General features: G+C 65.7%; 27 protein-coding genes and 1 riboswitch. Of the genes, 18 read left to right on the top strand and 9 right to left on the bottom strand.

Going from position 1 to position 26218, the window contains the following annotated elements:
• The first annotated feature begins 19 nt into the window (after positions 1–19).
• Genes L0D16_RS01275 through lysA form a run of 3 tightly spaced genes read left to right on the top strand, consistent with a single transcriptional unit; the run spans position 20 to position 2971 of the window.
• Positions 20–982 (top strand): carbohydrate ABC transporter permease, encoded by a 963-nt coding sequence (locus tag L0D16_RS01275; RefSeq protein ID WP_243029533.1) that lies wholly within the window; start codon positions 20–22, stop codon positions 980–982.
• Positions 979–1806: a carbohydrate ABC transporter permease gene (locus L0D16_RS01270; RefSeq protein WP_243029532.1), complete on the top strand. Its 828-nt coding sequence runs from the start codon at positions 979–981 to the stop codon at positions 1804–1806. Before L0D16_RS01275 ends, L0D16_RS01270 begins: the two co-directional genes overlap by 4 nt.
• A 1-nt stretch (position 1807) precedes the next feature.
• Positions 1808–2971 carry a diaminopimelate decarboxylase gene (gene lysA / locus L0D16_RS01265; RefSeq protein ID WP_243029531.1) on the top strand — a complete coding sequence of 388 codons (1164 nt, stop codon included), beginning with the start codon at positions 1808–1810 and terminating at the stop codon, positions 2969–2971.
• A 4-nt stretch (positions 2972–2975) separates the two neighbouring features.
• Here the strand turns inward: lysA and L0D16_RS01260 are convergent, their stop codons facing one another.
• Positions 2976–3662 (bottom strand): gamma-glutamyl-gamma-aminobutyrate hydrolase family protein, encoded by a 687-nt coding sequence (locus L0D16_RS01260; RefSeq protein WP_243029530.1) that lies wholly within the window; start codon positions 3660–3662, stop codon positions 2976–2978.
• A 90-nt stretch (positions 3663–3752) separates the two neighbouring features.
• On the opposite strand from L0D16_RS01260, the gene L0D16_RS01255 reads away from it, so the two are divergent.
• Together L0D16_RS01255 and L0D16_RS01250 are read left to right on the top strand one after the other, a co-directional pair.
• A complete protein-coding gene (locus tag L0D16_RS01255) occupies positions 3753–5891 on the top strand; it encodes an alpha-amylase family glycosyl hydrolase (RefSeq protein ID WP_243029529.1) in 2139 nt (712 codons plus the stop codon).
• 12 nt (positions 5892–5903) lie between these two features.
• Complete coding sequence (locus L0D16_RS01250; RefSeq protein WP_243029528.1) at positions 5904–6395, top strand: hypothetical protein; 492 nt, start codon at positions 5904–5906, stop codon at positions 6393–6395.
• A 47-nt stretch (positions 6396–6442) separates the two neighbouring features.
• On the opposite strand, the gene L0D16_RS01245 is transcribed toward L0D16_RS01250, so the two are convergent.
• The gene (locus tag L0D16_RS01245) at positions 6443–6961 is read right to left on the bottom strand and encodes a MutS-related protein (protein ID WP_243029527.1); all 519 of its coding nucleotides are present in this window, start codon (positions 6959–6961) and stop codon (positions 6443–6445) included.
• Positions 6962–7345: 384 nt separating this feature from the next.
• On the opposite strand from L0D16_RS01245, the gene L0D16_RS01240 reads away from it, so the two are divergent.
• Complete coding sequence (locus tag L0D16_RS01240) at positions 7346–7864, top strand: DUF421 domain-containing protein (RefSeq protein ID WP_243029526.1); 519 nt, start codon at positions 7346–7348, stop codon at positions 7862–7864.
• Here the strand turns inward: L0D16_RS01240 and L0D16_RS01235 are convergent.
• Positions 7861–8799, bottom strand: coding sequence for a PIG-L deacetylase family protein (locus L0D16_RS01235; protein ID WP_243029619.1), 939 nt, complete (start codon positions 8797–8799; stop codon positions 7861–7863). The genes L0D16_RS01240 and L0D16_RS01235 overlap by 4 nt on opposite strands.
• 332 nt (positions 8800–9131) lie before the next feature.
• Between L0D16_RS01235 and L0D16_RS01230 the strand changes: the two genes are divergently transcribed.
• On the top strand, positions 9132–10073 hold the full coding sequence (locus L0D16_RS01230) for an AI-2E family transporter (protein ID WP_243029525.1): 942 nt from the start codon (positions 9132–9134) through the stop codon (positions 10071–10073).
• On the opposite strand, the gene L0D16_RS01225 is transcribed toward L0D16_RS01230, so the two are convergent.
• The 6 genes from L0D16_RS01225 to L0D16_RS01200 form a co-directional block, all read right to left on the bottom strand.
• A complete protein-coding gene (locus L0D16_RS01225) occupies positions 10070–11947 on the bottom strand; it encodes an APC family permease (protein ID WP_243029524.1) in 1878 nt (625 codons plus the stop codon). The two genes, L0D16_RS01230 and L0D16_RS01225, sit on opposite strands and share 4 nt — an antisense overlap.
• Complete coding sequence (locus tag L0D16_RS01220) at positions 11944–12276, bottom strand: hypothetical protein (protein ID WP_243029523.1); 333 nt, start codon at positions 12274–12276, stop codon at positions 11944–11946. The genes L0D16_RS01225 and L0D16_RS01220 overlap by 4 nt, the downstream gene beginning before the upstream one ends.
• Positions 12277–12333: 57 nt before the next feature.
• Positions 12334–13590, bottom strand: a complete 1257-nt coding sequence (locus tag L0D16_RS01215) for an ABC transporter ATP-binding protein (protein ID WP_243029522.1) — start codon at positions 13588–13590, stop codon at positions 12334–12336.
• Positions 13591–13599: 9 nt separating this feature from the next.
• Positions 13600–15273 (bottom strand): ABC transporter permease, encoded by a 1674-nt coding sequence (locus L0D16_RS01210; RefSeq protein ID WP_243029521.1) that lies wholly within the window; start codon positions 15271–15273, stop codon positions 13600–13602.
• Between the two features lie 333 nt (positions 15274–15606).
• The gene (cbiB, locus tag L0D16_RS01205) at positions 15607–16446 is read right to left on the bottom strand and encodes an adenosylcobinamide-phosphate synthase CbiB (protein ID WP_243029520.1); all 840 of its coding nucleotides are present in this window, start codon (positions 16444–16446) and stop codon (positions 15607–15609) included.
• The gene (locus L0D16_RS01200; protein WP_243029519.1) at positions 16443–16961 is read right to left on the bottom strand and encodes a histidine phosphatase family protein; all 519 of its coding nucleotides are present in this window, start codon (positions 16959–16961) and stop codon (positions 16443–16445) included. The genes cbiB and L0D16_RS01200 overlap by 4 nt, the downstream gene beginning before the upstream one ends.
• A 25-nt stretch (positions 16962–16986) precedes the next feature.
• Between L0D16_RS01200 and cobT the strand changes: the two genes are divergently transcribed.
• From cobT to thiD, 11 genes are all read left to right on the top strand, one after another.
• On the top strand, positions 16987–18000 hold the full coding sequence (cobT, locus tag L0D16_RS01195; RefSeq protein WP_243029518.1) for a nicotinate-nucleotide--dimethylbenzimidazole phosphoribosyltransferase: 1014 nt from the start codon (positions 16987–16989) through the stop codon (positions 17998–18000).
• A 4-nt stretch (positions 18001–18004) separates the two neighbouring features.
• Positions 18005–18703 (top strand): adenosylcobinamide-GDP ribazoletransferase, encoded by a 699-nt coding sequence (locus L0D16_RS01190; RefSeq protein ID WP_243029517.1) that lies wholly within the window; start codon positions 18005–18007, stop codon positions 18701–18703.
• A complete protein-coding gene (cobO, locus tag L0D16_RS01185) occupies positions 18682–19245 on the top strand; it encodes a cob(I)yrinic acid a,c-diamide adenosyltransferase (protein WP_243029516.1) in 564 nt (187 codons plus the stop codon). Before L0D16_RS01190 ends, cobO begins: the two co-directional genes overlap by 22 nt.
• A 28-nt stretch (positions 19246–19273) precedes the next feature.
• Positions 19274–19873, top strand: a complete 600-nt coding sequence (locus L0D16_RS01180; protein WP_243029618.1) for a protoglobin domain-containing protein — start codon at positions 19274–19276, stop codon at positions 19871–19873.
• Positions 19874–19876: 3 nt separating this feature from the next.
• The gene (locus L0D16_RS01175) at positions 19877–21214 is read left to right on the top strand and encodes a cobyrinic acid a,c-diamide synthase CobB (protein ID WP_243029515.1); all 1338 of its coding nucleotides are present in this window, start codon (positions 19877–19879) and stop codon (positions 21212–21214) included.
• A 121-nt stretch (positions 21215–21335) separates the two neighbouring features.
• A riboswitch (TPP riboswitch) is annotated at positions 21336–21445 on the top strand.
• 100 nt (positions 21446–21545) lie between these two features.
• Positions 21546–22166: a thiamine phosphate synthase gene (thiE, locus tag L0D16_RS01170; RefSeq protein WP_243029514.1), complete on the top strand. Its 621-nt coding sequence runs from the start codon at positions 21546–21548 to the stop codon at positions 22164–22166.
• Positions 22153–22347, top strand: a complete 195-nt coding sequence (gene thiS, locus L0D16_RS01165; RefSeq protein ID WP_243029513.1) for a sulfur carrier protein ThiS — start codon at positions 22153–22155, stop codon at positions 22345–22347. Before thiE ends, thiS begins: the two co-directional genes overlap by 14 nt.
• Complete coding sequence (locus tag L0D16_RS01160; RefSeq protein ID WP_243029512.1) at positions 22348–23133, top strand: thiazole synthase; 786 nt, start codon at positions 22348–22350, stop codon at positions 23131–23133.
• On the top strand, positions 23130–24080 hold the full coding sequence (locus tag L0D16_RS01155; RefSeq protein ID WP_243029511.1) for an NAD(P)/FAD-dependent oxidoreductase: 951 nt from the start codon (positions 23130–23132) through the stop codon (positions 24078–24080). Before L0D16_RS01160 ends, L0D16_RS01155 begins: the two co-directional genes overlap by 4 nt.
• Positions 24077–25384 (top strand): phosphomethylpyrimidine synthase ThiC, encoded by a 1308-nt coding sequence (gene thiC, locus L0D16_RS01150; RefSeq protein ID WP_243029510.1) that lies wholly within the window; start codon positions 24077–24079, stop codon positions 25382–25384. The genes L0D16_RS01155 and thiC overlap by 4 nt, the downstream gene beginning before the upstream one ends.
• 9 nt (positions 25385–25393) lie before the next feature.
• Positions 25394–26170, top strand: a complete 777-nt coding sequence (gene thiD / locus L0D16_RS01145) for a bifunctional hydroxymethylpyrimidine kinase/phosphomethylpyrimidine kinase (RefSeq protein WP_243029509.1) — start codon at positions 25394–25396, stop codon at positions 26168–26170.
• Positions 26171–26218: the final 48 nt, after the last annotated feature.

The raw sequence follows: 26218 nt of genomic DNA, 5'->3' as shown, positions 1-26218 counted from the left end.
CCCCAGGCCAGGAGGCCCCGTGCGCGCCTACTACCGGTTCCCCCTGCTTTTCCTCCTTCCCTCCCTGGTGGGCTTCCTGGCCTTCAACCTGGGGCCCATCCTCACCAGCCTCCTCCTCTCCTTCGTTTCCTACGATGGGCTAAGGCCTCTTAGCCTGGCCACCCTTCGGGAAAGCTGGGTGGGGTTGGAGAACTACCGCCGGCTCCTCGAGGACCCCGTCTTCCACAAGGCCTTCATCAACACCTTCTTCTACGTGGGGGTGGCGGTCCCCTTGGAGATCCTTGTGGCCTTGCTGCTGGCCCTGGGTCTGAACCGCCCCTGGCCTGGGGTGCGGCTCCTTCGCACCCTGTACCTCCTGCCCACGGTGACCAGTGTGGTGGCGGTGGGCCTCCTGTGGCGCTGGATCCTAAACCCCACCGTGGGGCCGGTGAACCTCTTCCTGCGCTGGGTGGGGGAGAGGATCCAGGGTGCCTATGGCCTCTTGGGGATAACCCCTCCCGCCTGGGTGGAATGGTTGGCCAGGGAGGGGCCGGGGTGGCTTTCCGACCCCGCCTGGGCCATGTGGGGGGTGATCCTGGCCTCGGTGTGGGCCGGTGTGGGGTTGAGAATGCTCATCTTCCTGGCGGGGCTGCAGAACATCAACAAGGAGTACCTGGAGGCGGCCAGCCTGGACGGGGCCAACAACCTGCAGCGCTTCGTGTATGTGGTCTTGCCCCTCCTCTCCCCCACGGTCTTCCTGAACACCCTTCTCGCCATGATCGGGGGTTTCCAGGTGTTCGGCCTGGTGTACACCATGACCGGGGGAGGGCCCTTGGATTCCACCAACGTGCTGATGCTCTACCTGTACCGCAAAGCCTTTGGCGTCTTTCCCTTTGAGATGGGGTATGCCTCGGCCATCGCCTGGGTTCTCTTCCTCATCCTGTTTGCCCTCACCTACCTGCAGTGGACCCTGCGCAAACGCTGGGTGGTGGAGGAAACGTGAGGCTTTTGGGGAAGCTTTGGGACCTCTTCGTCTACCTGGCCCTCCTGGCCGGGGGGCTTACCATGCTGGTACCCTTCTTCTGGATGATCTCCACCAGTCTCAAGGCCCCGGGGGCGGTGTTTGACCTTCCCGTGGAGGTGTGGCCCAAGGAGCTGCACTGGGAGAACTACCATCGGGTCCTCACCAGCGTGCCCTTTGGCCGCTGGTACCTGAACTCCCTGGCGGTGGCCCTGGGCCTCACCTTCCTCAACCTGACCAGCGGGGCCATGGCGGGCTACGCCTTCGCCCGCTTCCGCTTTAGGGGGCAAGGGGCCTTGTTCCTCCTCTTCCTGGCCACCCTCATGATCCCCGTGCACGTGCTCATCATCCCCCTCTTTATCCTCATGCGGAACCTGGGCTGGGTGGACACCTATTACGCCCTGATCCTGCCGGGCCTCTTTGATGCCTTTGCCATATTCCTCATGCGGCAGCACTTCCTCCAGCTTCCCCGGGAGCTGGAGGAGGCGGCCATCGTGGATGGTGCCACCCCTTGGCAGGTCTATTGGAAAGTGGCCCTGCCCCTGGCAGCCCCGGCCCTGGCCACCCTGGGTACCTTCACCTTTCTGGCGGGTTGGAACAGTTTCCTTTGGCCCCTTATCGTAACGAACTCCCTGGAGATGCGCCCCTTAACCGTGGGATTGGCCGTCTTTCAGGGGCAGTTTTCCACGGAGTGGACGGTGCTCATGGCCGGGCTTACCCTGGGCACCATCCCCCCTATCCTGGTCTTCCTCCTGGCCCAGCGCTACTTCATCCAGGGCCTGACCTTGGGAAGCCTAAAGGGGTAGGATGCTGGAGCCCCCCTTTGAAAAGGCCTTGCGGGAAGCCCTGGACCGGTACGCCACGCCCTTTTACGCCTACGACTGGGGGCGGATCCAGGCCCGGCTGATGCGCCTCAGGGAGGCCTTTCCTTTCGCCCGCCTCTTTTACGCTTTGAAGGCCAACCCCCGCCTGAGGCTGCTGGAGCGGCTCCGCGCCCTTGGCCTCGGGGCCGAGGCGGTTTCCCTGGGGGAGGTGCTCAGGGCCTACCGGGCGGGCTTTGGCCCGGACCAGGTGGTGTGGAACGGTCCTGTAAAGACCTCAGAGGCGCTTTCCAGCCTTAAGGGGCGGGCACCCCTTGTGGTGCTGGATTCCGAAGGGGACCTGGAGCGGGTGGCCCGGTACCTTCCCGGGGCCAGGGTTCTGCTGCGGGTGAACCCGGATCTCCCGGTGAAAACCCATGGCCACCTGGCCACGGGGAGAGGGGAAAGCCAGTTTGGGGTGTTGCCGGAGGCGGTGCCAGGGTTGGTGAGGGCGATCCGCGAAGGGGGGTTGGCCTTTTTGGGCCTTCACCTGCATCTGGGCTCGGCCTTGGCCCAGGTGGAGGATTTCCTAGGGGGCTACGGGGTCCTCGAGGCCCTCCATCCCCACGTGGGGCCGGTGGAGGTCTTGGACCTGGGAGGGGGGTTCGGCCTGGACCTGCCCCTTGCGGCCCTCCGGGAGCCCATGGAGCGCGTGGCCCGGCTTTACGGGGCCCAGGTGTGGCTGGAGCCGGGAAGGTACCTGGTGGCCGAGGCCGGGGTCCTGGTGTCAAGGGTGGTGGGCCTTAAGGAAACCCGAAGGCGGTATATCCTCCTGGACGCCGGCATGACGACCCTTCTGCGGCCTGCCCTATATGGGGCCCGCCATCCGGTGCTTCCCCTTTACCCGGCGGAGGGGCGGGAGGAGGCCCTTTTTGACCTGGCGGGACCGGCATGCGAGGCGGGGGATATCCTGGCCCGGGGGGTGCGGCTTCCCGTGCCCCGAGAGGGGGAGGCCCTGGCCATCCTGGAAGCCGGGGCCTACGGGAGTAGCATGGCCCTTACGTACCTGGACACCCCGCGGCCCCTGGAGCTCCTCTGGACGGGGGAGGGGTGGGAGGTGCTCCGGGCCAGGGAGCCTTGGGAGGGGCTTTGGGAGGGGGAGGAGGTTTAGAAGGTTAAACTTTTAGGAGGCCAAAGAGGGGCCAGTGCCCCCGGAGGAGTTCTGGGTGCCACTGCACGCCCAGGAAAAGGGGGTGCCCTTCCAGGGCTAGGGCCTCCACCAGGCCGTCAGGGGCCACCGCCAGTGGCTTTAGGCCCGCGCCCAGGCCCTTGATCCCCTGGTGGTGGTAGGAGTTCACCCGAAAGCTTGGGGGAAAGATGCGGGAAAGGGGATCCTCGGCCACCAGGCTTACCCGGTGGGCTAAGGCGGGGGGCGGGCTCTTTTGGTAGTGCTGGACCTCCGTAAAACCCTGGGCCTCGAGGTCCTGGTAAAGGCTTCCCCCTAAGGCCACATTCATCACCTGGATGCCCCGGCAGATGCCCAAGGTAGGAAGGCCCTTTTCCGCGGCGTACCGGGCCAGGTAGATCTCGTGCTCATCCCGCTCGGGAAGGATCTCGCCAAGCCTTGGCTGGGGTTCTTCCCCGTAGCGATCCGGGTCCACATCCCCCCCTCCGGGAAGAAGAAGCCCATCCAGGTGGGGCAGGATTCTTTCCAAGGCCTCCGGGTCCTGGGGTGGGAGGAGCACGTAGGCCAACCCCTGCGAGGCCAAGGCCTCCAGGTAGGGTTCCAGAAGGCCCCAAAAGCGTTTGCCCATGGGGCCCTCGGGCATGCGGTGCTGGGTGGCGATGCCGATGAGGCGCATGGCCCCATGCTACTCCGGGCGGAGGGTTACCCACGGGTATGGGGGCCGTATGATGGAAGCGCTTCTATGCGGGTGGGAAAAGGAGGCGGCATGGGAAGAATCCTGGCGGTGTGGCTCTGGCTTAGTCTGGCCCTGGCGGTACCGGTTACCTTCCGCTACACCCCTCCCTCCTGGCTGGAGGTGCGGTCGGTAAGCCTGCGGGGTTCCTTCAACGGCTGGGGGGAAACCCCCATGCCGAAGGAGAACGGGTCCTGGGCGGTAACCGTGGACCTGGACCCCGGGGAGCACCAGTACAAGTTCTTCATCAATGGCCAGTGGCCTAAGGATATGTGCCACGACCCCACCTTTGGTACGCCCATGGTGGACCTACAGGCGGCAGGCTGTGTGGACGATGGCTTCGGGGGTCAGAATGCCTTGATCGTGGTCCAAGCCCCGGTGGCTTCCACCCCTCCAGCGGGGCCTGTAGCCCTGGACTTCGTCCACGATCCAGCGGACGCCCAGTATGTGTCCTTTGCCGATGGCAAGCTTTCCCTGCGTTTTCGGGCAGGGGAGGGAGCGGTGGCCGCTGCTTGGGTGGAGGTGGGAGGGGAGAGGTTCCCCATGCACCTTCAACTGGGTTTCCCGGGAAGCGAGGTTTGGCGTGGAAGCCTGGCCAAGGGCCTGGGGGCCTACCGCATCCGGGTGCGGACCCAGGACGGGAAGGAAGAGGTGTTCGGCCCCTTTGACCCTCCGGGAAGCCCGTTCGCCGAGGTGGCTTGGGTGGGCGAGGGGGTGGGTTACCAGATTTTCCCGGAGCGCTTCTACAATGGGGATCCCGGCAACGACGCCCTGGCCCTGGAAACCGATGAGTACCGCTTCAACCAGGTATGGCAGCGCTCTTCTGGGCCCAAACCCCATCTTTCCCGCTGGACCGACCCCCCCTCGCCCTTGCACTGCTGCCACCAGTACTTCGGTGGGGATCTTGCCGGGGTGCCGGCCAAGCTTTCCCACCTTGAGGCTTTGGGAGTGACCCTGATCTACTTCAATCCCCTTTTTGACTCCGGTTCGGTCCACGGTTACGACACCCACGACTACCTGAAGGTCTCGCCCAAGTTTGGCGACAACGCCCTTTTGCGAAGGGTTTTGAACGAGGCCCACCGCCGTGGCATGCGGGTGATCTTTGACTTCGTGCCCAACCACACCGGTTTGGGCTTTTGGGCTTTCCAAGACGTGGTGAAGCGGGGTCCACGCTCCCGGTACTGGAACTGGTACTTTGTCAAGCGGTGGCCCTTCCTGCCGGGCGATGGATCGGCTTACGAGGGGTGGTGGGGGTTGGGAAGCCTGCCCAAGCTGAACACCGCCAACCCAGGGGTCAAGGGCTACCTAATGGAGGTGGCCAAGTACTGGATCCGCTTTGGGTTTGACGGCGTGCGGGTGGATGTGCCCGGGGATGTGCTAAACCCCCACGCCTTTTTTAAGGAGATGCGGGCCGAACTGAAGGCCATCAAGCCCGATGCCTACCTGGTGGCGGAGGTATGGCAGAGGGACCCAAGCTGGCTAAAGGGGGACGAGTTTGACTCCCTTATGAACTACGCCATCGGGAGGGATATTCTCCTGCGTTATGCTAAGGGGGGAAACCTGGCCCTGTACAACGGCCGCCGGGCTCTGGCGGACCTGGCCCGGGTTTATGCCCTTTACCCTGAGGCGGTGGCGGGCATGGGCTTTAACCTCATCACTTCCCACGACACCGCTCGCCTCCTCACCGAGCTCGGGGGTAGGGGCCTGAGGGATGTCCCCAGTCCGGAAGCCAGGGCCCGGGGGCGGCTAGCAGCGGCCATGCTCTATGCCCTTCCCGGGATTCCCGTAACCTTCCAAGGGGACGAGTGCGGTTTTGCCGGGGAAAGGCCAGCCGAGCCCCCCCACGAGCTCAACCGCTACCCCTTCCAGTGGGAGAGGTGCCACGGGGAAACCCTGGCCTTTTACCAGGAGCTTGCGGGGTTGCGCCGTGGGCTTGCGGCCTTGAGAAGCGCCGTGTTCCGAACCTACTTGGGGGAGGGCCACCTGCTGGCCTTTCTCCGGGGGGAGCCGGGAGAGGGGGAGGTGCTTGCCGCCTTTAACAGCGGCCTCGAGGCTACCCTCCTGCCCTTGCCCCCGGGTGGCTGGCGGGATCCCCTGGAGGGGCGGACCTATCGCCAAGAGGTCACCGTACCCCCGCTGGGCTTCCGCTACCTGGTCCACCTGGGCCGGTAACGGGCCTGGCTTATGGAAAGTCGGTTGCCAAAGGAGCTTAGGCAAAACCTGGATAAAGCCCAGGAAGAAATCGCCTTTCTCCGGTTGCAAAGCCAGCGTCTTACCCAAGAAGCTAGGCCTGCTCTAAAGGAAAACGCCCTCCTCCGCTACGAGCTCTTCAAGTGCCAGGGCGACCGCTCGGTGCTGGCGTTCCACCTCTCCGGCTGGCGGGCGGAACTGGCAGGAGCCTTGGCCCTCTTAAGCCGCCTGGCCCCCGGGGAGCCCCCCAGGGAAGTGCCTTTACTGCAGGCCTTCTTGGAGCTGAGGGAGGCGGGATGGCGCTTGGGAGTAACGGTTCAAGCACTGATGGGAGCCGAAAAAGTGGCCCAGACCGCTTTGGGTGAACGCCAGGTCTTCAACCCCGAACGCTTTCTCCGCATGCGTCTTACGGGTAGCCCGGGAACGGCTCTGGAGCGAGGAGGTAGGAAGGGCCGAGTATCCTGGGGAAGCTCTGGCAGCAGCTGACAAAGGCCCTGGCCGCTTGGGCCGGACGCGAAGGGCTTCCCGGTAACCTAAGGGGCCTTCTCGCCAAAGACCTGGCGTAAAAGATCCCGGCCGTAGGCGGTGGGCTCAGGAGGGGCCGGCTTCAAGCGGTAGGTGCGCCGGCCATCGGCAAGTCGCTCGGCGCGCAGGAAAAGGGCCTGGGGATCTCCCAGGAAGGCCGCAGCCAGGGAGTAAAAGTGCGTGACGAACACCACCCGCACCCCTTGTTCCACAAAAGCCCGCACCACCCCTGTTCCCAGCTCCGATCCCTCTGGTTCGCTGGTGGCAGCAAAACTCTCGTTGAAAAGGAAAAGGGGGCGTGTGGAGAGGTGGTCCACCAACCCGCTCAGCCGCCTTAGCTCCTCCTCAAACTTACCTGCCTCCAGAGCCCGGTCCTCCTCCCGTTTGAAGTGGGTGAAAAGGCCGTCCACCACCCCGCTTTCAAAAGCCTCTGCCCCTACGAAAAGCCCCGCCTGCATCATGAGCTGGGCCAGGCCCAGGCTCCTTAGGAAGGTGGTCTTGCCCCTCTGGTTCGGACCGCTTTGCAACCCTCCTGGCCTACGGGGGTCCTGTCGGGGGTTACCTCTATACTCTCAGCTACGTCCTTTTTTGGTGGCTGGTGTTCTGGGTTTTGGATCGCCCTGGGTTGTACCTTCGGCTTTAGCCCCCTGTGGGTGGCTGCGGTATCCGAGGGGGCACGTTTTGCACTTTGCCTTCTGGCCTTGCTGAAACTTCCCGCCATGGCCTGGGTTCGGTACCGTTACAGGAACATGCCCTCGGAAAGCCCCCTGGTCCCGGTGCTGGGGGTGGCCTTATCGTCGGGTGCTCGCTGGCCCTCGGCTATGGGCCGGGAAAGGCAGGATGCTCCTGCAAAGGCCAGCGGACCCCAGGGTTGAAAGCTCCACCGTGGCCAAGGGCTTCATCATAGGGGTATGGCCGAGCCTATCCGGGAAGCCTTGGGGGACCCCTTTACGGTCCTCTTCACCCTCCTGCGGGTGGCCGTGGTGTACTTGGTGGTCCTCGTGTACCTTCGGCTAAGCGGGAAGCGGATTTTAGGCCAGATGACCCCGTTGGATCTGCTTACCCTCTTGCTTCTTTCCAATGCGGTGCAGAACGCCATGATCGGTCCAGACAACAGCCTCGTGGGTGGGTTGCTGGGGGCTGGACTGTTGCTGGTTTTGGACCGCCTTCTTTCCCAAAGTACCTTGCGGCGCAGTTTTCTTGGGCATCCAACCCTTTTGCTCCACGATGGGAAGCCCCTTCCCGAGAACCTGGTGCGGGAAGGGGTGGACCTCCAGGAGCTCATGGCCGCCCTTCGCGAGCACGGAGTGGGGCGCCTCGAGGATGTGCTAAGCGCCGTCCTCGAGGTAGACGGTACCATCAGCGTGGTGCCCAAGGACCACGTTTTGCCGAAGCGCCTGCGAAAGATCCGCTCCAGCCGTAACCGCTAAGGGACAAGGGGCGGGTTGGAGGCAGGGGTGAAAAGTTCGTTCTTCCGCACAAAGGCCTCCATGAAACGCCCAAGGATCTCCATCTGACTGCGATGGGCCCTCAAGGCCTGGAGTTTCGTTGCCTCCTCCGCTTGTGTAAGGTCCAGGCGTTGCCAGGGGAGATGCCGGCCCCTGGGAGGGGGCTCTAGGTAGAGCCCGGGGTGGAGGCCCTTGGGCAAGGGCCACTCCAAACCCCCGTGAACGATGTAGAACCGGAGCCGGGAAAGCCAGCCCCGCTCCCCTAGGAGCCTCAAGGTCATGTAGCCCGTGGCGCGGTGGTCCGCATGGGCATCCTCGGGGGCGGGCGCTATTACCAGATCCGGTGCCACCTGGTCCAGGATGCGCCGCAAATCGGTTTCCCAGGCTTTCCCCGTATAGGGGGCCCCGGGTGAGAAGGTGCCGGGATAGGCCACCTGGTCCAGGTGGGTGGCGGGCGAACGGTAAGGGGTGGAAAAGTTTTCCAGGAAAAGGCGAAGAAGGCCTCGGTCAGGGTAGCCTAGGAAAAAGAGATGATCCTCCGGGACCCCTAAGGTGTGGGCTGCGGCTTTGGCCTCTTCCAGGCGCCTTTCTGCCAGGTTCCTAAGGTCTACAGGCCTGGGCCTAAGGGTGCGGTCGAGAAGGGCGGCATCCCACTGGAATCCATCTCCCAGGGTCATCCAGGCGATGAACACCTCTCCCCCGGCTGCCTGCACCTTTTGGATCAGGCCGCCTGCTGCCAGGGTTTCGTCATCGGGGTGGGGAGCCAGGACGAGAAGCCGCAAGCGGAGGGGCCCTTCCCATGGGGGAAGGGCGCTAACCCGGCCCCGGTAGTACCAGGCATATCCCTGCTGGAGAAGCCAGGGGGCGTTGACCACAAGGGCCATAAGGAGTAGGAGAAGGAAAAGCCCAAGGACCATGCGCCGCCTCACGGCCTCAAGCTAACACGCCGCTTCCCAGAGAAAAGCCGGTTTTCAGGCGGGCCAGGGTGATTTTCCCTCGCCCTAAAGGGCGCCATCCACTGGACGGTGCGAAGGGGGTGGCCTTTTTGGCCGGGAAAGGCCCGGCAAACCCCCCAAGGCCGCTGGGAGAAAGGCCCAGGCCTTTCCCAAGCGTGGTTGCCCTTGTCCAGCGTCACCCTGGGCCGTTTCCTGGAGGGGGGAAGGGGTATGGGCGTTCCCTTGCGGGCTTGCTGGCCGCATACCCTTTGTCCTCGAGGGGCCAGGGCTTTACCATAAGGGGGTTGTAGCATATGGAAACGCCTCCCGTCCGCCCCTGGTTCTTAAGCCTGGCGCTTTTCCTCCTGGCCCTCTGGACCCTGGCCCACCTGTACCGCCTCCTGCTATGGGTTTTCCTGGCCTTCACCTTGGCTGCCGCCTTGGATCCCTTGGTGGGGCTCTTGGCCCGCAGGCTTTCCCGGCCTCCTGCCGTTTTCCTGGCTTACCTCGTGGTTCTCGGGGTGATGGGCATGGGGTTTTACTGGGCGGCCCCTCTCCTGGTCCTTCAATTCCACCACCTTGTGGAACTCCTGCCCGCAGTCCTCAGGTGGCTCCAGGATAACCTAGCCCTTTCCCTTCCCGACCTGGCCTCCTCCTTGGCCTCCTCCGCCCACTTGGCCGGGGATCTTCTCCTTAAGGTAGGGGAGACGGTTACCGAGATGGTTTTGGCCTTGGTTCTGGCGGTGATGATCGCCCTCGAGCCTCACCTGGTGGCCCGGGTTGCGCCGTACCTTCCGGGAAGCGGCTGGACCGAGGTGTTGGAGGACACTTGGAAGCGCATGGGCTACTGGGCCCGGGCCCAGTTCCTCATCGCCCTTTCCTTCGCCCTTCTCTTCGGGGGGTGGCTTTTCTTCCTGGGCGTTCCCAGCCCCTTCGCCCTTGGGGCGTTGGGCGGGGTTTTGGAGGTGGTGCCCTTTGTGGGGGGTATCGCCACCGCCTCCTTGGCGGCCTTGGTGGCCCTTTCGTCTAAGGGCCCGCTGGCGGCCCTCCTGGTGCTCGCGGGCTACGGGGGGATCGCCCTCCTGGAGGGGAAGGTGCTCATCCCCTACATCTACGGCCGCACCGTGGGTTTCCATCCCGCCCTGGTGCTCCTTTCCATCTTCGCCTTTGGCCAGCTCTTCGGCTTCCTGGGCATTTTCCTGGCGGTGCCCATGACCATCCTGGGGGCGGGGATTCTCAAGCACTGGCGGCGCTAGCCGCCCACGTGCACCAAGGGGCGTTGGCTCCTATCCGGTTCGGTGCGGCGCAGGATCTCATGGGTCAGGGTGGGCACATCCCCCTCGCCAAAGAGGAGGAAGTCCAAGGCGGCCTGCAAGGGTCCTTCGTCCGACCACTCAAAGTAAATGTGGGGGCGCCGGCCCGTGCGGTTTCTCAAGTAGAGCAAGAAGGCGGCCAGGGTGTTGGGTGCTGCGGTGCCGAGGATGCGGAAGATGCGGGCCTCGGGGCGGTCCACACCCCAGACCCGGCCTTGGGCGGTGAACTCCGAAGGATCCTGCACAAAGACTTCCACAAAGTAGATGGGATCCCCCGCGGGGATGTGGGTGGTCTCACGGATGCGGCGCTCCTTTTCCCAGTACACCCTGAGGCCTCCCCGCTCCGGCCGGTGGGCCACCAGGCGGATGGGGGCCTCCTGGGATTTCAGCTGGGCCACAAAGTGCTCGGCCATCTCGTCTAGCTGAAAGCCCTCCACCCTCAGTTCAAAGGCCCGCAGGGTCCGGGAGAGGAGGGAGATGAGCAGGGTGGCCGCGATGAAAAAGGAGGCGATCTTCACCCCATCAGGCCGCTCCAGGATGTTGGCCAGAAGCACGTAGGTAAAGAGAGGGAGGAGCAGGCGGTAGAACCCGCTTTCGCGGCGCTTTTCCCGCTCCGCCAGAAGGGCCGCCGCCAGGGCGGCGGAGGTCATGACCACCAGCACGCCGGTGGCGTAGGCCGCTGCCTGGGCCTCTACCCGGGCCCGAAAGACCAGGGTGATGCCGAAGGCCACGGCGGTGAAGAAGAGGACCATGGGCCGTTGTTGCCTTGCCCACTCCGGGGCCATGCCGAAGCGGGGAAGGTAACGGGGGACGATGGTGAGGAGGCCCGCCATGGCGCTGGCCCCGGCGAACCAGAGGATGACGATGGAAAAGAGATCGTAAAGGGTGCCGAAGTCTTCCCCCAGGTAGCGATGGGCCAGGAAACTTAGGGCTCTGCCGGAAACCTCCTCGCTGCCCCATAGCTCTTGGGGAATGAGGAGGGTGGTGGCGAAGCCCGCCCCCAGGAGGAAGAAACCCATAATGAAGGCTGCGGCGAAAAGGAGGCGGTGGGTTCCCCGGATGCGGCCCCAAGGGCGCTCCGGGGTATCCCCAGGCAGGCCCCGGATCAGGGGCATGACGGCCACCCCGGTCTCATAGCCGGAAAGGCCCAGGGCCAGTTTAGGGAAAGCCAAAAGGGTGACAAGGACCAAACCCAGGGGGTCAGGTTGGCTGGTGAGGAGCCTTTGCCGCCACCTTTCCAGGTGCTCGAGGCGCACGTGGGGCAGGGTGGCCAGGAGAACCATTCCGTTGAGGAGTAGGTATCCCAAGGTGATGGGCACCGCCAGGCCAATGGCTTCCCTGAACCCTAGGTAGAAGACAACGCCCAAAAGGCCGATGAGCAAAAGGGTAAGGCCCATCTGGTGCCCCTGGAGCCAGGAGGGAGCCAGGGGGTTCCCCAGAAGGTGAACGGCGGCGTCGGCGGCGGAGAGGGTGATGGTGATCATGAAGTCCGTGGCCATGAAGCCCAGGACTACCAAAACCAAAAGTTTGCCCCGCCAGCCGGGGATCAAGCGGGTGAGAAGCCCGATGGATCCCTCGCCGTGGGGGCTCTCCTCCGCCACCCGGCGGTAGACGGGGTAAACGGCCAAGAAGGCGAAGAGGACCAGGGCCAGGTTGGCCAAAGGCGAGAGGACACCTGCAGCCAGAAGGGCGATTCCCGGTTGGTAGCCCAAGGAGGAGAAGAGGTCCACGCCCGTGAGGCAGAGGACCTTCCACCATGGGTAGCGCCCCTCGTCTTCCGAGTGCCTGACATCAGGGGGAGGGGTTAAGGATTTCATAGACCTTGGAGGATAGCGGCCACGCCACGGGGTACATGGCCATAGGCCCTGTAGAGGGCATGGGCCTCGAGGAGCAGGGACTTAGCCTCCGTCCCCTTCCTTTCCTTTGCCAGGGTTAGACCAAGGAGATACCGGGCCAGGGGGTTTTGTGGATCCAGGGCCACGGCCCTTCTCGGCATGGCCTCGGAGCGGGCGAGGCCAGAGGGTGTCCTAAGGGGCTTGAGGACGCCTCCCAGAGCCTGCTCGCCCAACTGGCTGCGCACGAAGGCATAGGGCAAGGGTTTCACCTCCGGGGGAAAGCGCCTTTTCCCCTGGATGCGGTAGGCCACGATAAGGGAATATACACCCGACCCAGCTCCCCGGGGGTGAGGCAAGGAGCCATGGGGTTAGCGGGAGGGATGGGGCAGGTGGAGCATCCGGCTGCCCTCGTGGTAGGCGAGGAGGCCGGCGTACCGCCCCCACTCCAGGAGCACGGAGAGAACCCTTTTGGCCTCGGGTTCCGGCAGGTGTTCCTTGAGCCGGTTGAGCACCCACCCTTCGGGAACCCGTTTCCGCTCCAAGAGGGCCCGGTGTAGGCGGGCGACGAGGGGTATGCGCCGCAGGAGGTGTTCGGCGAACATTACCTTGCGCTCCTCGAGGCCGGCCTCCGCCCAGGCTAAGCCTGCTGGGGTGAGCTCCACGTCGCCCTTTTCCACCCGGGCGAACCCCAGGAGCTCCAGGGCCTCGAGGAGGGGGAAGAGGTCGTCCACCTCGAGGCCCTCCTCCTCCGCCAGGAGGGGCAGGTCGGCCCGGCCGCCTAGGCGGGCGATGGCCTCCGCCAGGCTCATGAGGGCACCTACCCGGGCGTCGGGCAGGCGGAGAAGCTCCTCCTCCAGGCGCCTTTCCACCTCCTCCCGAGGGGTTAGGGCCTCGTAGATCTGGTCCACCAGGGCCCGGAACTGGGGATCGCTGGGGTCCCTGGGGTGGGGAAGGGGGATGGGGATCTCCTTTCCGATGCGGGCCGGGCTCCCCTGGAGGATCAAGGCCCGGTCGGCCAAGGCCACCGCTTCCTCGATGTTGTGGGTCACCATGAGGACCGCCTTGGTGGAGATCCGCGCCGATAGCCAGAGGTCCAGGAAATCTCCCCTAAGCCCCTCGGCGGTGAGGGGGTCCAGGGCGGAGAAGGCCTCGTCCAAGAGGAGGACCTCAGGCTCCACCACCAGAGCCCGGGCGAAGCCCACCCGCTGCCGCATCCCCCCGGAAAGCTCCTTGGGAAGGGCCTCTTCAAACCCCCTTAGCCCAATGAGGGCAATGGCCTCTCGGGCTCGCTTCAGGCGCTCCCCCTTGGGTATCCCTCGGGCCTCGAGGCCCAGGGCCACGTTGTCCAGCACCGTGAGCCAGGGGAAGAGGGCGAAGGTCTGAAAAACCATGGCCATCCCTTCTACGGGCCCCTCCACCCGCTTGCCCTTAAAGCGCACCTCGCCTGCATCCGCAGGGATGAGGCCTGCCAGGATGCGCAAGAGGGTGCTTTTTCCTCCCCCCGAGCGGCCCAGGAGGGCCACCACCTCTCCCTCCCTCAGGGCCAGGTTCACGCCGAAAAGCACCGGGTAGGGGCGTTCGCCAGCCCGGTAGGCCTTGACGATGTCCTTGGCTGTAAGCAACATGCTTTCCCCTTAAAATCGGAATCTTTCCTCGGCCAAGCGGTACAACCGCCGCCAGACAAGGCGGTTGATAACCACCACGTAGAGGCTCATTGCCGCTATGCCCAGGAGGAGGTGGGGCCCTTGTCCCTCCTCTAGGGTCCAGCGGGCGATATAGCTACCCAGGCCGGTGGCATGGAGGGTCACCGGGCCCCACTGCACCACCTCGGCTACGATGGCGGCGTTCCAGGTGCCTCCGCTGGCGGTGATGAGGCCCGTGAGGATGTGGGGGAAGGCGCCGGGCAGAAGAAGCCTACGCCAAAGGGTTAGGCCTTTGAGGCCAAGGCTTCGGGCAGCTTCCTTCAGGTCCTCGGGAAGGGCCATACTGCCGGCAATGGTGTTGAAGAGGATGTACCACTGGGTTCCTAGGGCCATGAGAAAAGCGGAGAAGACCTCCAGGGAAAGATGGTAGCGGAGGAGGAGAAGGGCAAAAAAGGGGTAGAGGAGGTTGACGGGGAAGGCGGCCAGAAACTGGAGTAGGGCCTCCACCCGCTGGGCAAGCCGGGGCCTCAGGCCCAGAAGGATGCCCACGGGTACCCAGATGGCGGCGGCCAATAGGAGTACCCCCACCACCCGGAGGAAGGTGAGGAAACCCAGGAGGAAGACCTTGGCCACCTCCGACCACCCTAAGGGCTGGAGCTGGCGCCAAAGCGCCAAGGCTCCCATCCCCCCGAGGAGAAGGAGGGGTAGGGCCACGGCCCAAAGGGGAAGGGTGAGGCGGCGGGGAGGGCGCCTCCGCTCCAGCTGGAAGAGGGTCTCCAGGGCCCAGGAGTAAAGGGCTTCGGCGATTCCCCTTAGGATATGGGTCCGCCGCAGGAGGTCCAGCACCCAGCTTCGCGCTGGCTGGCCTCCGGGCCGTTCCTCGTACTTGAAGCGCTGGCTCCAGGCTACCAGGGGCCGGAAGAGGAGCTGGTCGTAGGCCAGGATGGCCACCAGCATGCTCAAAGCGGCGAGAAGTACCGCCAGCCCATTTCCCTGGGCGATGGCGGTGGCCAGGTAGGACCCGATGCCGGGAAGCTCCACCTGGGTCTTGCCCACGGCTATGGCCTCTGAGGCCACCACGAAGAACCATCCCCCCGACATGGAGATCATGGCGTTCCAAACCAGGCCCGGCAGGGCGAAGGGAAGCTCGAGGCGCAGGAAACGTTGCCAGGGGGAGAGGCGAAACAAGGTGGCCACCTCCTCCAGTTCCCGGGGCAGGGTCTTCAGGGATTGGTAGAAGCTGAAGGCCATGTTCCAGGCCTGGGAGGTGAAGACCGCAAAGATGGCCGCCAGCTCGTAACCCAGGGCCCTGCCAGGGAACAGGGCGGCGAAGGCGCCTGCGGTGGCCGCCAAAAAGCCCAAGATGGGAACGGATTGCAGGATATCCAGCAGGGCAATAAGGAAGGGTTCCAGCCGGGTCTTGGCCGCCAAGGGGGCATAGATGAGGGTAAAGAGGAAGGAAAACAGAAAGGCCACCCCCATGCGGAAGGTGGTGCGCAGGGTGTACTCCGGTAGCTTGGCAGGGTCCAGGGAAATGGGGCTCGGGTGGAAGGGGCCCACCGCTTCCCGGGAAGCCTCTAGGAAGAGGGCCAGGAGGCCCAGGGTTAGCAGGAGGGCTAGGAGGTCGTGGCGGTTGGGACGTTCAGGGATCCGGGTCAGGGCCATGGAGTCTCCTTTCCCGATGAGGAAGGGGCTGTCGGGTTGAGCTTGAGGCAGGACTAGGTCCGGTTGGGTTGGGGTTGTGTGCCTGTTCCACCCCCTTGGCGCATGGTGGACGCCCTTCCACGTTATACTCCTTTCCTCAAGACCCGGGGTGCGGGTCAAGGGGCTGGCCCCCCTGACGTTGGGCTGAACCGTTTGGGCTCCAGGCTGGCAGCAAGGTGAGGTTCGCCAAGAAGGCCGTACGCCGGGGAAAACCCGCGTCTTCACGGTCAGGTGGCGGTGGTTATCCACCACCTGGTGGAGGCGGATTGCCCCAGAGGGTATGCCTTAAGGTCCTCATAGGAGGATTCCTAGCGCCACGCCCACCCCGTAGCCTAGCGAACCCACCAGGAACAGCGCCCTCGGCATGCTCTCGTGGGTGGGGGAGGGGGCCTGTCCGTTTAAGGCGTAGGCCCCTCGTTTGCGCAGGCGTACCCCAAGCCTTAAGGCCAAGGCGGCCATGGGGAAGCCGGCGTTGGGGGAAGGGGTCTTTTGGGCCTCCACCAGAAGCTGGGACCAAAGCCGGGGAGGGCAGAGGAGAAGGCCGGTGAGCCGGGCTGGGATCAGGTTCAAAAGGTCGTCGGCCCTGGCGGCCCAGGTGCCCCGGGCCCCGTACTGGCGGTAGCCCCACATGGCGTCCGCGGTGTTGGCATAGCGGTAAAGGGTAGCTCCCGCAAGCCCAAAGAGGGCGTAGTAAAGGAGAGGGGCCAGGAAGCTATCCGAGAGGTTTTCCGAGAGGCTTTCCAAGGCCGCCTCCCGCACCTCCTCCGGGGAGAGGTCCTGGGTGGGCCGGCTCACGATTCGGGAAAGCCTGGCCCTGGCTTCCTCCAGATCCCGGGCTAAGGAGGCTTCCACCCCCCACACCTCTTGTAGGAGCATCCGCAGGCTGAAGAGGGGCTTGAGGAAAAGGCCTAGGAGCACGAAGCCCCAGGCCATGGGTCTAAGGAGGAGGTCCAGAAGAAGGGCAGGTAGGGTGAAGAGGAAGGCGCCAAGGGCCCAGTAGAAGGCTCCTCCCCAAAAGCCTCCCACCCGGGGCCAGGCCCAGGCCAGGTAGCGGCCCATGAGGACCACAGGGTGGAGGCGGGCCGGGGGTTCCCCGAAAAGGGCGTCCAAAAGGAGGGCCAGAAGAAGGCTCACGGGTTTGCTTCCACACGGTCCACAACCCGTCTGGGCCAGTCCAGGACCACGGCGCTGCCCAGGGGGAGGAGGGCGTCCTCCCCCAGGGTGCGGAGCACGGCCCGGATCACCCCTCCGTGGGTAAAGAGAAGGGCGGGGCCGGTAAGGCCCTCCAGAAAGCGGAAAACCCTTTCCAAGAAGGCCTCGAGGCTCTCCCCACCAGGGGGGTGAAAGCCCTGGAACCGGAGGAGGGCCTCCTTGTACCTGGGTTCCAGCTCCTCCCAACGGGCTCCCTCCAGGGAGCCAAAGTGGATCTCCCGCAGGGCGGGGGTGGGGAAGGAGGGGATGCCAGCCAGGGAGGCGGTTTTAAGGGCCCGCTGAAGGTCCGAGCTGTAGCCGGGGAGGGAGGGGAGCCTTCCCCTGAGGCTTAGGGCCTGGGCCTCTCCTGTGGGGGTGAGGGGCAGGTCGGTCCATCCCAGGAGGCGGTGTTCCCGGTTCCAGAGGGTTTCGCCGTGGCGCACCAGCCAAAGCTCCATGTCCAGAGCTTATACTTCCTCCCATATGGGATACCAGGAGGTTTTGCAGGCGGCCAAGCAGCGCATGGAAGGGCTCACCAAGCCCCCCAGCTCCCTGGGCTACCTGGAGGAGGTGGCGGTACGCCTGGCCGCCATCCAGGCAAGGTTAAAGCCGGAGCTGGGCCCGAGGGCGGTGGTGGTGGCCGCCGCCGACCACGGGGTGGTGGTGGAAGGGGTGTCCGCGTACCCCCAGGAGGTCACCTACCAGATGGTCCTGAACTTCCTGAGGGGTGGGGCGGCCATCAACCAGCTGGCCCAGGTGGCGGACTGCCGGGTCCATGTGTTGGACGTGGGGGTCAAGGGGGAGCTTCCAGACCACCCCCAGCTCCTTAGGCGCAAGGTACGGCCGGGAACGGGGAACCTGGCCCGGGAGAGGGCCATGAGCCTGGAAGAGGCGGAGAGGGCCCTCTTGGCGGGTCGGGAAGCAGCCCGTCTGGCCATCGCCCAAGGGGCCACGGTGCTGGCGGCAGGGGATATGGGCATTGGGAACACCACCGCGGCGGCTGCCCTGACGGCGGCCCTTTTGGACCTCCCTTCCGATGCCGTGGTGGGGCGGGGTACAGGGATAGGGGAGGAGGGCCTGAGGCGGAAGCGGGAGGCGGTGGCCAAGGCCCTATCCCGCCTACGCCCGGGGATGAAGCCTTTGGCCGTGGCGGCAGAAGTGGGGGGCTTGGAGCTTGTGGCCATTGCTGGGGTCTACTTGGAAGGCTACCGGCAGGGCCTGCCCTTGGTGCTGGATGGCTTTCCCGTTTCCGCTGGGGCCCTTTTGGCCTACCGGCTGGAGCCCAGGCTTAAGGACTACCTGTTTGCGGGCCATAGGAGCCGGGAGCCCGGGCACCGGTACATCCTCGAGGCCCTGGGCCTAAGGCCCCTCCTGGACCTGGACCTGGCCCTGGGGGAGGGGACGGGGGCGGTTTTGGCCATGCCCCTTTTACGGGCGGCAGCCCGCATCCTGCACATGGCCACCTTTGCGGAGGCGGGGGTTTCCCACCGCGCCTAGGCCCATGCTCCGCGCCCTGCGCCTGGCCCTGGGCCTGCTCACCGTGTATCCCCTGGCCCCCCAGGGGACCCGTCCGGAGGATTTTCGGCGAAGCACCCTGTTCTTCCCCCTCGCGGGCTATGCCCTCGGGCTTCCCCTATCGCTCTTGGCCCTTCTCCCTCTTCCCGAGGGGCTCTTGGCGGCCTTGCTGCTGGCCTCGCTTTTGGGCCTCACGGGGTTTTTGCACCTAGACGGGCTTCTGGACTCCACCGATGCCCTTTTGGCCTCGAGGTCCAAGGAGGAAAGGCTTCGCATCCTCAAGGACCCCCACCTGGGTCCCTTCGCCTTCGGGGTGGGGGGGCTTTACCTCCTTCTCCTTTGGCAGGCCTTGGCCCTGGTGCCCGAACCCCTTTTCCTCCTTCTTTTCCCCGGCTTCGCCCGCTTCGCCATCCTGCCCTTCCTGAACCGGTATCCCCTCTTGCGCCCGGGGATGGCCAGCCTCATCCGTGGGGGGCCGGTCTTCGGGGCCTTCCTCCTGGCCCTTCCCTTCCCCATCCTCTACCCCTGGCCGGCCCTTTTGGCCTTGGGCAGCGCTTATGGGGTGGCCCGTTTTGCGGTGGCCCGCCTGGGGGGGTTGAACGGGGATATCCTCGGGGCCATGATCGCCCTCTCGGAGCTTGGGGGCTTGTTAGGCTATGCCCTATGGAAAGCCCTCGGCGGATGAAGCCGTACGCCAAGCCCGAGGGGGAGCGGCGGGGCCTCCTTTTGGTCTACACCGGGGACGGCAAGGGCAAGAGCACCGCCGCCTTCGGCCTGGCCCTAAGGGCCCATGGCCGGGGCTTGAGGGTAAGGATTTTCCAGTTCCTCAAGCACCAGGGGGCCCGGTTTGGCGAGCACCGGGCCTTGGCCCAGCTGGGCATCCCCGTGGAGGGGCTGGGGGATGGGTTCACCTGGAAAAGCCGAGACCTGGAGGCTTCGGCCCGGTTGGCCCAGGGGGGTTGGGAGCGGGCCAAGGAGGCCATCCTCTCGGGGGAGTGGGACCTGGTGGTCTTGGACGAGGCCACCTATCCCTTGCGGTACGGATGGGTTTCCCTAGAGGAGTTCCTTGCGGTGGTGCAGAAGCGGCCTGGGCATGTCCATGTGGTGGTTACAGGCCGGGGTGCCCCCGAGGCCCTTATAGCCTTGGCGGATACGGCAACCGAGATGCGCAAGGTTAAGCACGCCTTTGACCAGGGGGTTCCGGCCCAACGGGGCATAGAGCATTAAGGGGGGTTGGGGCCTTATGCTGGTGTCCATGACGGACAAGAGCCTCGCCCGGTTTTACGCCTTGGCCCAGGAGTTCTGGTCCCAGCTTCCTCCGCAGGCCCGCTTCCGCCCCCTCGAGGACGCCAAGGTTTTCACCCGCCACCAGGAACTCATGAGGGGCTGGGTGGAGCCCTTGGTGCAGGGTTTTTACGACACCCTTTTTGCCCACCCTGCCACCCGGGCCGTCTTTCGGGAAGGGGAGCGCCCGCAACGGGAGAAGACCCTAAGGGACTGGTACCTGCGCACGGTAGCCGGCCCCTTCAACGGCCAGTACTTTGCTTGGCAAACCCTGGTGGGCCTGGTGCACGTGCGCCGGGGGGTGACCAACGCCATGATGGCCGCCATGTGGAACTGGGTGGTGGAGACCGTTTCCCGCCTGGCCCGGGAGAAGCTTCCCCCAGAGGAGGCCCAAGGGGTGGCCGACGCTTGGCGGCGGCTGGGGTTTACCGTGATGGCCCTTATCTCGGAGAGCTACCTCCACGCCTACCTGGAAGCCTTAGCCCAAGCCGAGGGGGTGGAGGTGGGGCAGTTTCTGGATAGAGCCCAACAGGAAGCCGCCCGGATGCTGGCCCGGCTCTCCCCAGGGTAGGCCATGGAGCCTATTTCCCGCCTGGTCCTGGCCGCCCCCCACTCGGGGGCGGGGAAGACCACCGTGGCCCTGGCTCTGATCCGGGCCTTGCGGGAGAAGGGCCTAAAGGTGCAAGCCTTCAAGGTGGGGCCGGATTACGTGGACCCTAGCCACCTGGAGGCGGCCTCGGGCCGCAAGGTGTACAACCTGGATGGCTTCTTCCTGGATGGGGAAGGCCTCCTCTCCCTCTTCCAGCACGGGGCCAGGGGAGCGGACCTGGCCCTGGTGGAAGGGGTGATGGGTCTTTTTGACGGGAAGGATTCCTTGGGAAAAGAGGGTTCCACCGCCCAAGTGGCCAAGCTCCTTCGGGCCCCCGTGGTCCTGGTGGTGGACGCCTCCGCCATGGCGGGTTCCATCGCCCCCTTGGCCGAGGGTTTTCGCCGCTTTGACCCGGGGGTATGGGTGGCGGGGGTCTTCGCCAACCGGGTGGCCTCGGCAACCCACACCGCCCTACTCCAAGAAGCCCTCTCCCACGTGGGCCTTCCCCTTTTAGGCTGGCTTCCCCAGGACCCGGCCCTGGGGATTCCTGAGCGCCACCTGGGCCTGGTGCTGGCGGGGGAGGTGCAGCCCCCTCTTGGGGCCTTGGCCCGGGCCCTCCACCTGGACCATACCGCCTTCCTTCACGTGGCCGCAGAGGCCGGGCCGTTGCCCCAAGCCCCCCCTTTCCTGCCCGAAAGCCGCCCTCCCCAGGTGGCGGTGGCCTACGCCTGGGACCGGGCCTTCCGCTTCTACTACCCCGAGGGCCTGGAGCTTTTGCAGGCCCTGGGGGCGGAGCTCATTCCCTTTAGCCCCCTTCAGGACCCCGCCTTGCCCAAGGCCCAGGCCCTCCTCCTAGGAGGTGGCTACCCGGAGCTCTTTGCCGAGGAGCTTTCGCAAAACCAACCCCTGCTGGAAGCCATCCGGGGGTTCCCCGGCCCCATCGTGGCGGAGTGCGGCGGGTACATGTACCTCTCCCAGGGCCTTTGGGTGGGGGAGGGCTTCTTCCCCATGGTGGGCCTCGTGCCCGGTGTGGCCCGCATGGCCGAGCACCCGGTCCTGGGTTACCGGGAGGTGGAAGCCTTAAGGGATAACCCGGTGGCCCCAAAGGCCCAGGCCTTCAAGGGGCACGAGTTCCACTATGCCCGCATGCCACCCTCCAGAAGCCCCGCCTGGCGGCGGGTGGGAGGCCAGGAGGTGGAGGGCTACACGGATGGCCGCATCCTGGGAAGCTTTGTCCACCTCTATCTCCCCGCCAGGCCGCAAGGGGCCCGGAGGTTTCTTGCTTGGGCAAAGGAGGGCCCCGGTTCCCCTCGAGGTTCCTGAAGGGGGTTGGATATCTCTGCCGAAGGCGGTTTCTGGCTCTGGATTCTCCCTTGGGGCTTGCTGGGCGTCTTGGGGTGTGTAACCCGCACCCCATTCTTGGCCCCAGGCATGCTAAACTAGAGGGGCAGGCTAGGGGTGCCCCAAGCGAGGGGCTGAGAGCTGGGTCCTTCCCAGCAACCCTTAGAACCTGATCCGGGTAATGCCGGCGGAGGGAAGCCTATGCGGAAGAAATCCCACCACAACCCATTGCCTCTCCCTTTGGCAGCGTGGGCCTGGGCTCCTCGCCTCGCGCATGGACCCGGGCTAGGCGCTCCGAAGGGGAGGTGAAAGCTTGCTGGGAAGGCTCTATCTGGTGGTGACCCCTAGGCCCGGCTGGTCCTTTGCGGAAACCTTGGACCGCACGGAGAGGGCCTTGGCAGGGGGGGTGGAGGTTTTACAGCTTAGGGCCAAGGACTGGGAGGCCAGGCCCACCCTGGACCTGGGGGAGAGGATGCTCTCCCTGGCCCGGCGGTACGGGGTTCCCTTCTTCCTCAACGACCGGCCGGACCTGGCGGCCCTCCTGGGAGCCCACGGGGTGCACCTGGGGCAAGGGGATCTCACGCCCCAGGAGGCCCGCCGCTTTTTCCCCGGCATGGTGGGCCGGTCCACCCACGCCCCCGAGCAGGCCCTAAAGGCCCTCGAGGAAGGCGTGGACTACCTTTCCATAGGCCCGGTGTGGGAAACCCCCACCAAGCCGGGCAGGCCGGCGGTCGGCCTAGGCTACGTGCGCTGGGCCCAGGAACACCTAAGGGAGAAGCCTTGGTACGCCATCGGTGGGATAACGTCCGAGAACCTGGAGGCGGTCCTCGAGGCGGGCGCCAGGCGGGTGGTGGTGGTGCGGGCCATCCTGGACGCCCCGGACCCGGAGAGGGCCGCCCGCTTCTTTCGGGAGAGGCTCTATGGTGTGGCTTAATGGCGAGGCCAAGCCTTTGGAGGGGAAGACGCTTAAAGAGGCCTTGGAGGAGCTAGGCGTGGAGCTATCCCGGGTGGCGGTTCTCCTCAACGAGGAGGCCTACCCGGGGCGGGAGCTTCCCCACCGCGTCCTGAGGGAAGGGGATGTGGTGGAGGTGGTCACCCTCATGCAAGGAGGCTAGATGGACACCTGGAAGGTAGGGGATACCGAGCTTAAAAGCCGCCTCATCCTGGGCTCGGGCAAGTTCAAGGACTTTGAGGTGATGCGGGAGGCCATACGGGCTGCGGGGGCCGAGGTGGTCACCGTGGCCATCCGCCGGGTGGAGGCGGGGATGCCCGGGCACGTGGGGCTTTTGGAGGCCTTGGAGGGGGTTAGGCTTCTGCCCAACACCGCCGGGGCCAAGACCGCCGAGGAGGCCTTGAGGATCGCCCGGCTGGGCCGGGCCCTCACGGGGGAAAGGTGGGTGAAGCTGGAGGTGATCCCTGACCCCACCTACCTCCTCCCCGATCCCGTGGAAACCCTAAGGGCGGCGGAAAGGCTTTTGGAAGAGGGCTTCGTGGTGCTCCCCTACATGGGTCCCGACCTGGTCCTGGCCAAGAGGCTGGCAGGGATGGGCACGGCCACGGTGATGCCCTTGGCGGCCCCCATCGGCTCCGGCTGGGGGGTGAAGACCCGGGCCCTTTTGGAGCTTTTCGCCCGGGAGAAGGCCTCCTTGCCCCCGGTGGTGGTGGATGCGGGGCTTGGCCTGCCCTCCCAGGCGGCGGAGGTGATGGAAATGGGCCTGGATGGGGTACTGGTCAACACCGCCATCGCCGAGGCGGAAGACCCCGTGGCCATGGCTGAGGCCTTCCGCTTGGCGGTGGAGGCGGGGAGGAAGGCGTACCTGGCGGGGCCCATGCGCCCCAGGGAGGGGGCGAGCCCCTCGAGTCCCCCGCAGGGCATCCCCTTAGGAGGGCCGAAGGCGTGAGGGCGGAGGCCATCGTGGTGGGGGCCGGCATCATCGGGGCCCTAGCCGCCTATGAGCTTCGGAAGCGGGGCCTTTCCGTCCTCCTCTTGGATGCCGGCAAGGAAGGGGCCGCCACCTTGGCCAGCGCGGGCATGCTGGCTCCCTACCCCGAGGGGCTTTCCGGGGAGGTGCTTCAGGCTGCCCTCTTGGGCCTGGAGTACTACCCCGTCCTCCTGGAGGACCTTAGGGGTGGGGGCTTAGAGGTGGAGGCGGGCTTCTCCGGTACCCAGGTGGTGGCCCTCACCCAGGGCGAGGAGGAGGCCTGGGAGGCCAGGGAACCCCTGTCCTACCCGGTGCGGGGTGGAAGAAAGGTGCGCACCTTCCCCGGGGGATACGTGCATCCCAGAAGGCTACGGGAGGCCTTGCTGGAGGCCCTGGCCTCCATGGACACCCCTCTTTTCCAGGCGGAGGTGGAAAGGGTGGAGCCGGGGCGGGTCCAGGGGCGGGGCAGGGAAGGGGCGTTTTCCGCCCAGGCCAGGCGCATCCTCCTGGCGGTGGGGGCCTGGGCTGGGCGGTTTGGCCTTAGGGTGCGCCCCCTAAAGGGGGAGGCCCTGGTCCTGGTGGGGCCTCCTGAGGCCCAGCCCTCCCAGCCCCTTTTTGCCGGGGAGGGTTATCTCCTCCCCCGGGAGGGCGGGGTATACGTGGGGGCCACCAGCCGGGAAGGCTGGGCCCCTGGGGTGGACCTCTTGGGGCTCAGGTGGCTTGCCGACTACGCCCACGAGCGCTTTCCCCAGCTGGAAGGGGCGCGCTTCAGGGAGGTCCTTTGGGGCTACCGGCCCGCGGGGGAGCTCTTCGTGGGCCAGGTGGCGGAGGGCGTATGGGCGGCGGTGGGCCACGGGAGGAACGGGGTCCTCCTGGCCCCTTGGACGGCCAAAAGGATTCTGGAACTCATGGGGGTAGAAGCATGACCCAGCTGGAAGCGGCGAGAAAAGGCATCGTCACCGAGGAGATGGCCTATGTGGCCGAAAAGGAGGGGGTTTCCCCGGAAGTGGTGCGGGAAGGGGTGGCGGCGGGACGGATCGTAATCCCCCGGAACCCCAACCACCGCACCCTTAAGGACTTCAAGGGGATCGGGGAGGGGCTCAACGTGAAGGTGAACGCCAACCTGGGCACCTCCTACGATTACGTGAACCTGGAGGAGGAGGTGGCGAAGGCCCAGGTGGCCATCCGCTATGGGGCGGATACCATCATGGACCTCTCCACCGGAGGGGACCTAAGGGCCATAAGGGAGCGGATCCTGGAGGTGGCCACGGTCCCTTTGGGTACCGTGCCCATCTACGAGGCGGAGTTCCGCGCCGCCAGGAGGAAAAGTTTCTTTGACATGTCCGCGGACGAACTCTTCCAGGTGATTGAGGAGCACGGGAAGCAAGGGGTGGACTACATCACCGTGCACGTGGGGGTGACCCTGAAGAACCTGGAGGTCTACCGCCACACAGAGCGCACCACGGGGATCGTGAGCCGGGGCGGGGGGCTCCTGGCCGCCTGGATGCTGAAGCGGGGGGAGGAGAACCCCCTCTACGCCCGCTTTGACGACCTCTTGGACATCGCCCGCACCTACGATATGACCCTTTCCTTGGGGGATGGCCTCAGGCCCGGTTCCCTGGCGGACAGCACCGACCGGGCCCAGATGGCCGAGCTCCTCACCATTGGGGAGCTGGTGGAAAGGGCCCGCCGGGCGGGGGTGCAGGCCATGGTGGAGGGCCCGGGGCACATCCCCCTAAACGAGGTGGCCACCAACGTGCAGATCCAGAAGAAGCTCACGGGCCACGCCCCCTTCTACATCCTGGGCATGCTCCCTGTGGACACCGCCGCCGGCTTTGACCACATCGCCGGGGCCATCGGCGGGGCCTTGGCGGGCTGGATGGGGGCGGATATGCTCTGCTACCTCACGCCGGCGGAGCACCTGGGCCTCCCCACCCCGGAGCACGTGAAGGAGGGGGTGATCGCCTTCAAGATCGCCGCCCATGCCGCCGACGTGGCCCGGGGGAACCCTCGGGCTTTGGAGCGGAACCGCCTCATGTCCGAGGCCCGCTACCGCCTGGACTGGGACGGCCAGTTCGCCCTCTGCCTCTATCCCGAGGAAGCCCGGAGGCTCAAGGAGGAGCGGGGCTCCAAGACCAAGGCCTGCAGCATGTGCGGCCCCTTCTGCCCCATGAACCTGGTGGAGGCGGTCCTTAGGGGGCGGGCCCGCCTGGAACTGCCCGTGGGTTAGGGGTGGGGTGTGCGGGTAGCCCTAACCATAGCTGGCTCGGACTCCGGGGGCGGGGCCGGGGTGCAGGCGGACCTTAAGACCTTCTTCCGCTTCGGCGTCTATGGCACCAGCGCCCTCACCCTGGTCACCGCCCAGAACACCCTGGGGGTACAAAGGGTGGAACTCCTGCCCCCCGAGCTGGTATACCAGCAGATCCAGAGCGTGGCCGAGGACTTTCCCATCCACGCCGCCAAGACGGGGGCTTTGGGGAGCGCCGCCATCGTGGCGGCTGTGGCCCAAGGGGTGGAGCGCTATGGGATCCACCCCTTGGTGGTGGACCCGGTGATGGTGGCCAAAGGGGGGGACCCCCTGCTTGCCCCCGAAGCGGTTCGGGCCCTTAAGGAGAGGCTTTTCCCCTTGGCTAGCCTCATCACCCCCAACCGCCTCGAGGCGGAAGCCCTCCTGCAAAGGCCCATCCCTACCCTAAGGGAGGCGGAGGAGGCGGCCATGGCCCTTCTCGCCCTTGGCCCCAAGGCCGTGCTTCTCAAGGGGGGCCATTTTGCAGGGGCGGAGGCCGTGGACCTCCTGGCCACGCCAAGGGGCATCCTGGCCTTCCGTGCCCCCCGTATCCCGACCCGGAACACCCACGGCACGGGGTGCACCCTCTCGGCCGCCATCGCTGCCCTCCTCGCGCTGGGAAAGCCCTTGGAAGAGGCGGTCGCCGGGGCCAAGGCCTACCTTACCCGGGCCCTGGAGACCGCCCCCGGCCTGGGGCGCGGGCACGGCCCCCTGAACCACTTGGCGTGACGACTCCCCACTCTAAAGAGCGGGGCTTCTCGGCTCCGGGTGTAAACC

Source organism: Thermus altitudinis (genome assembly GCF_022760835.1).
In the GTDB taxonomy this organism is placed as follows: Bacteria; Deinococcota; Deinococci; order Deinococcales; family Thermaceae; genus Thermus; species Thermus altitudinis.
This window is presented reverse-complemented; position numbering and strand designations above follow the sequence as displayed.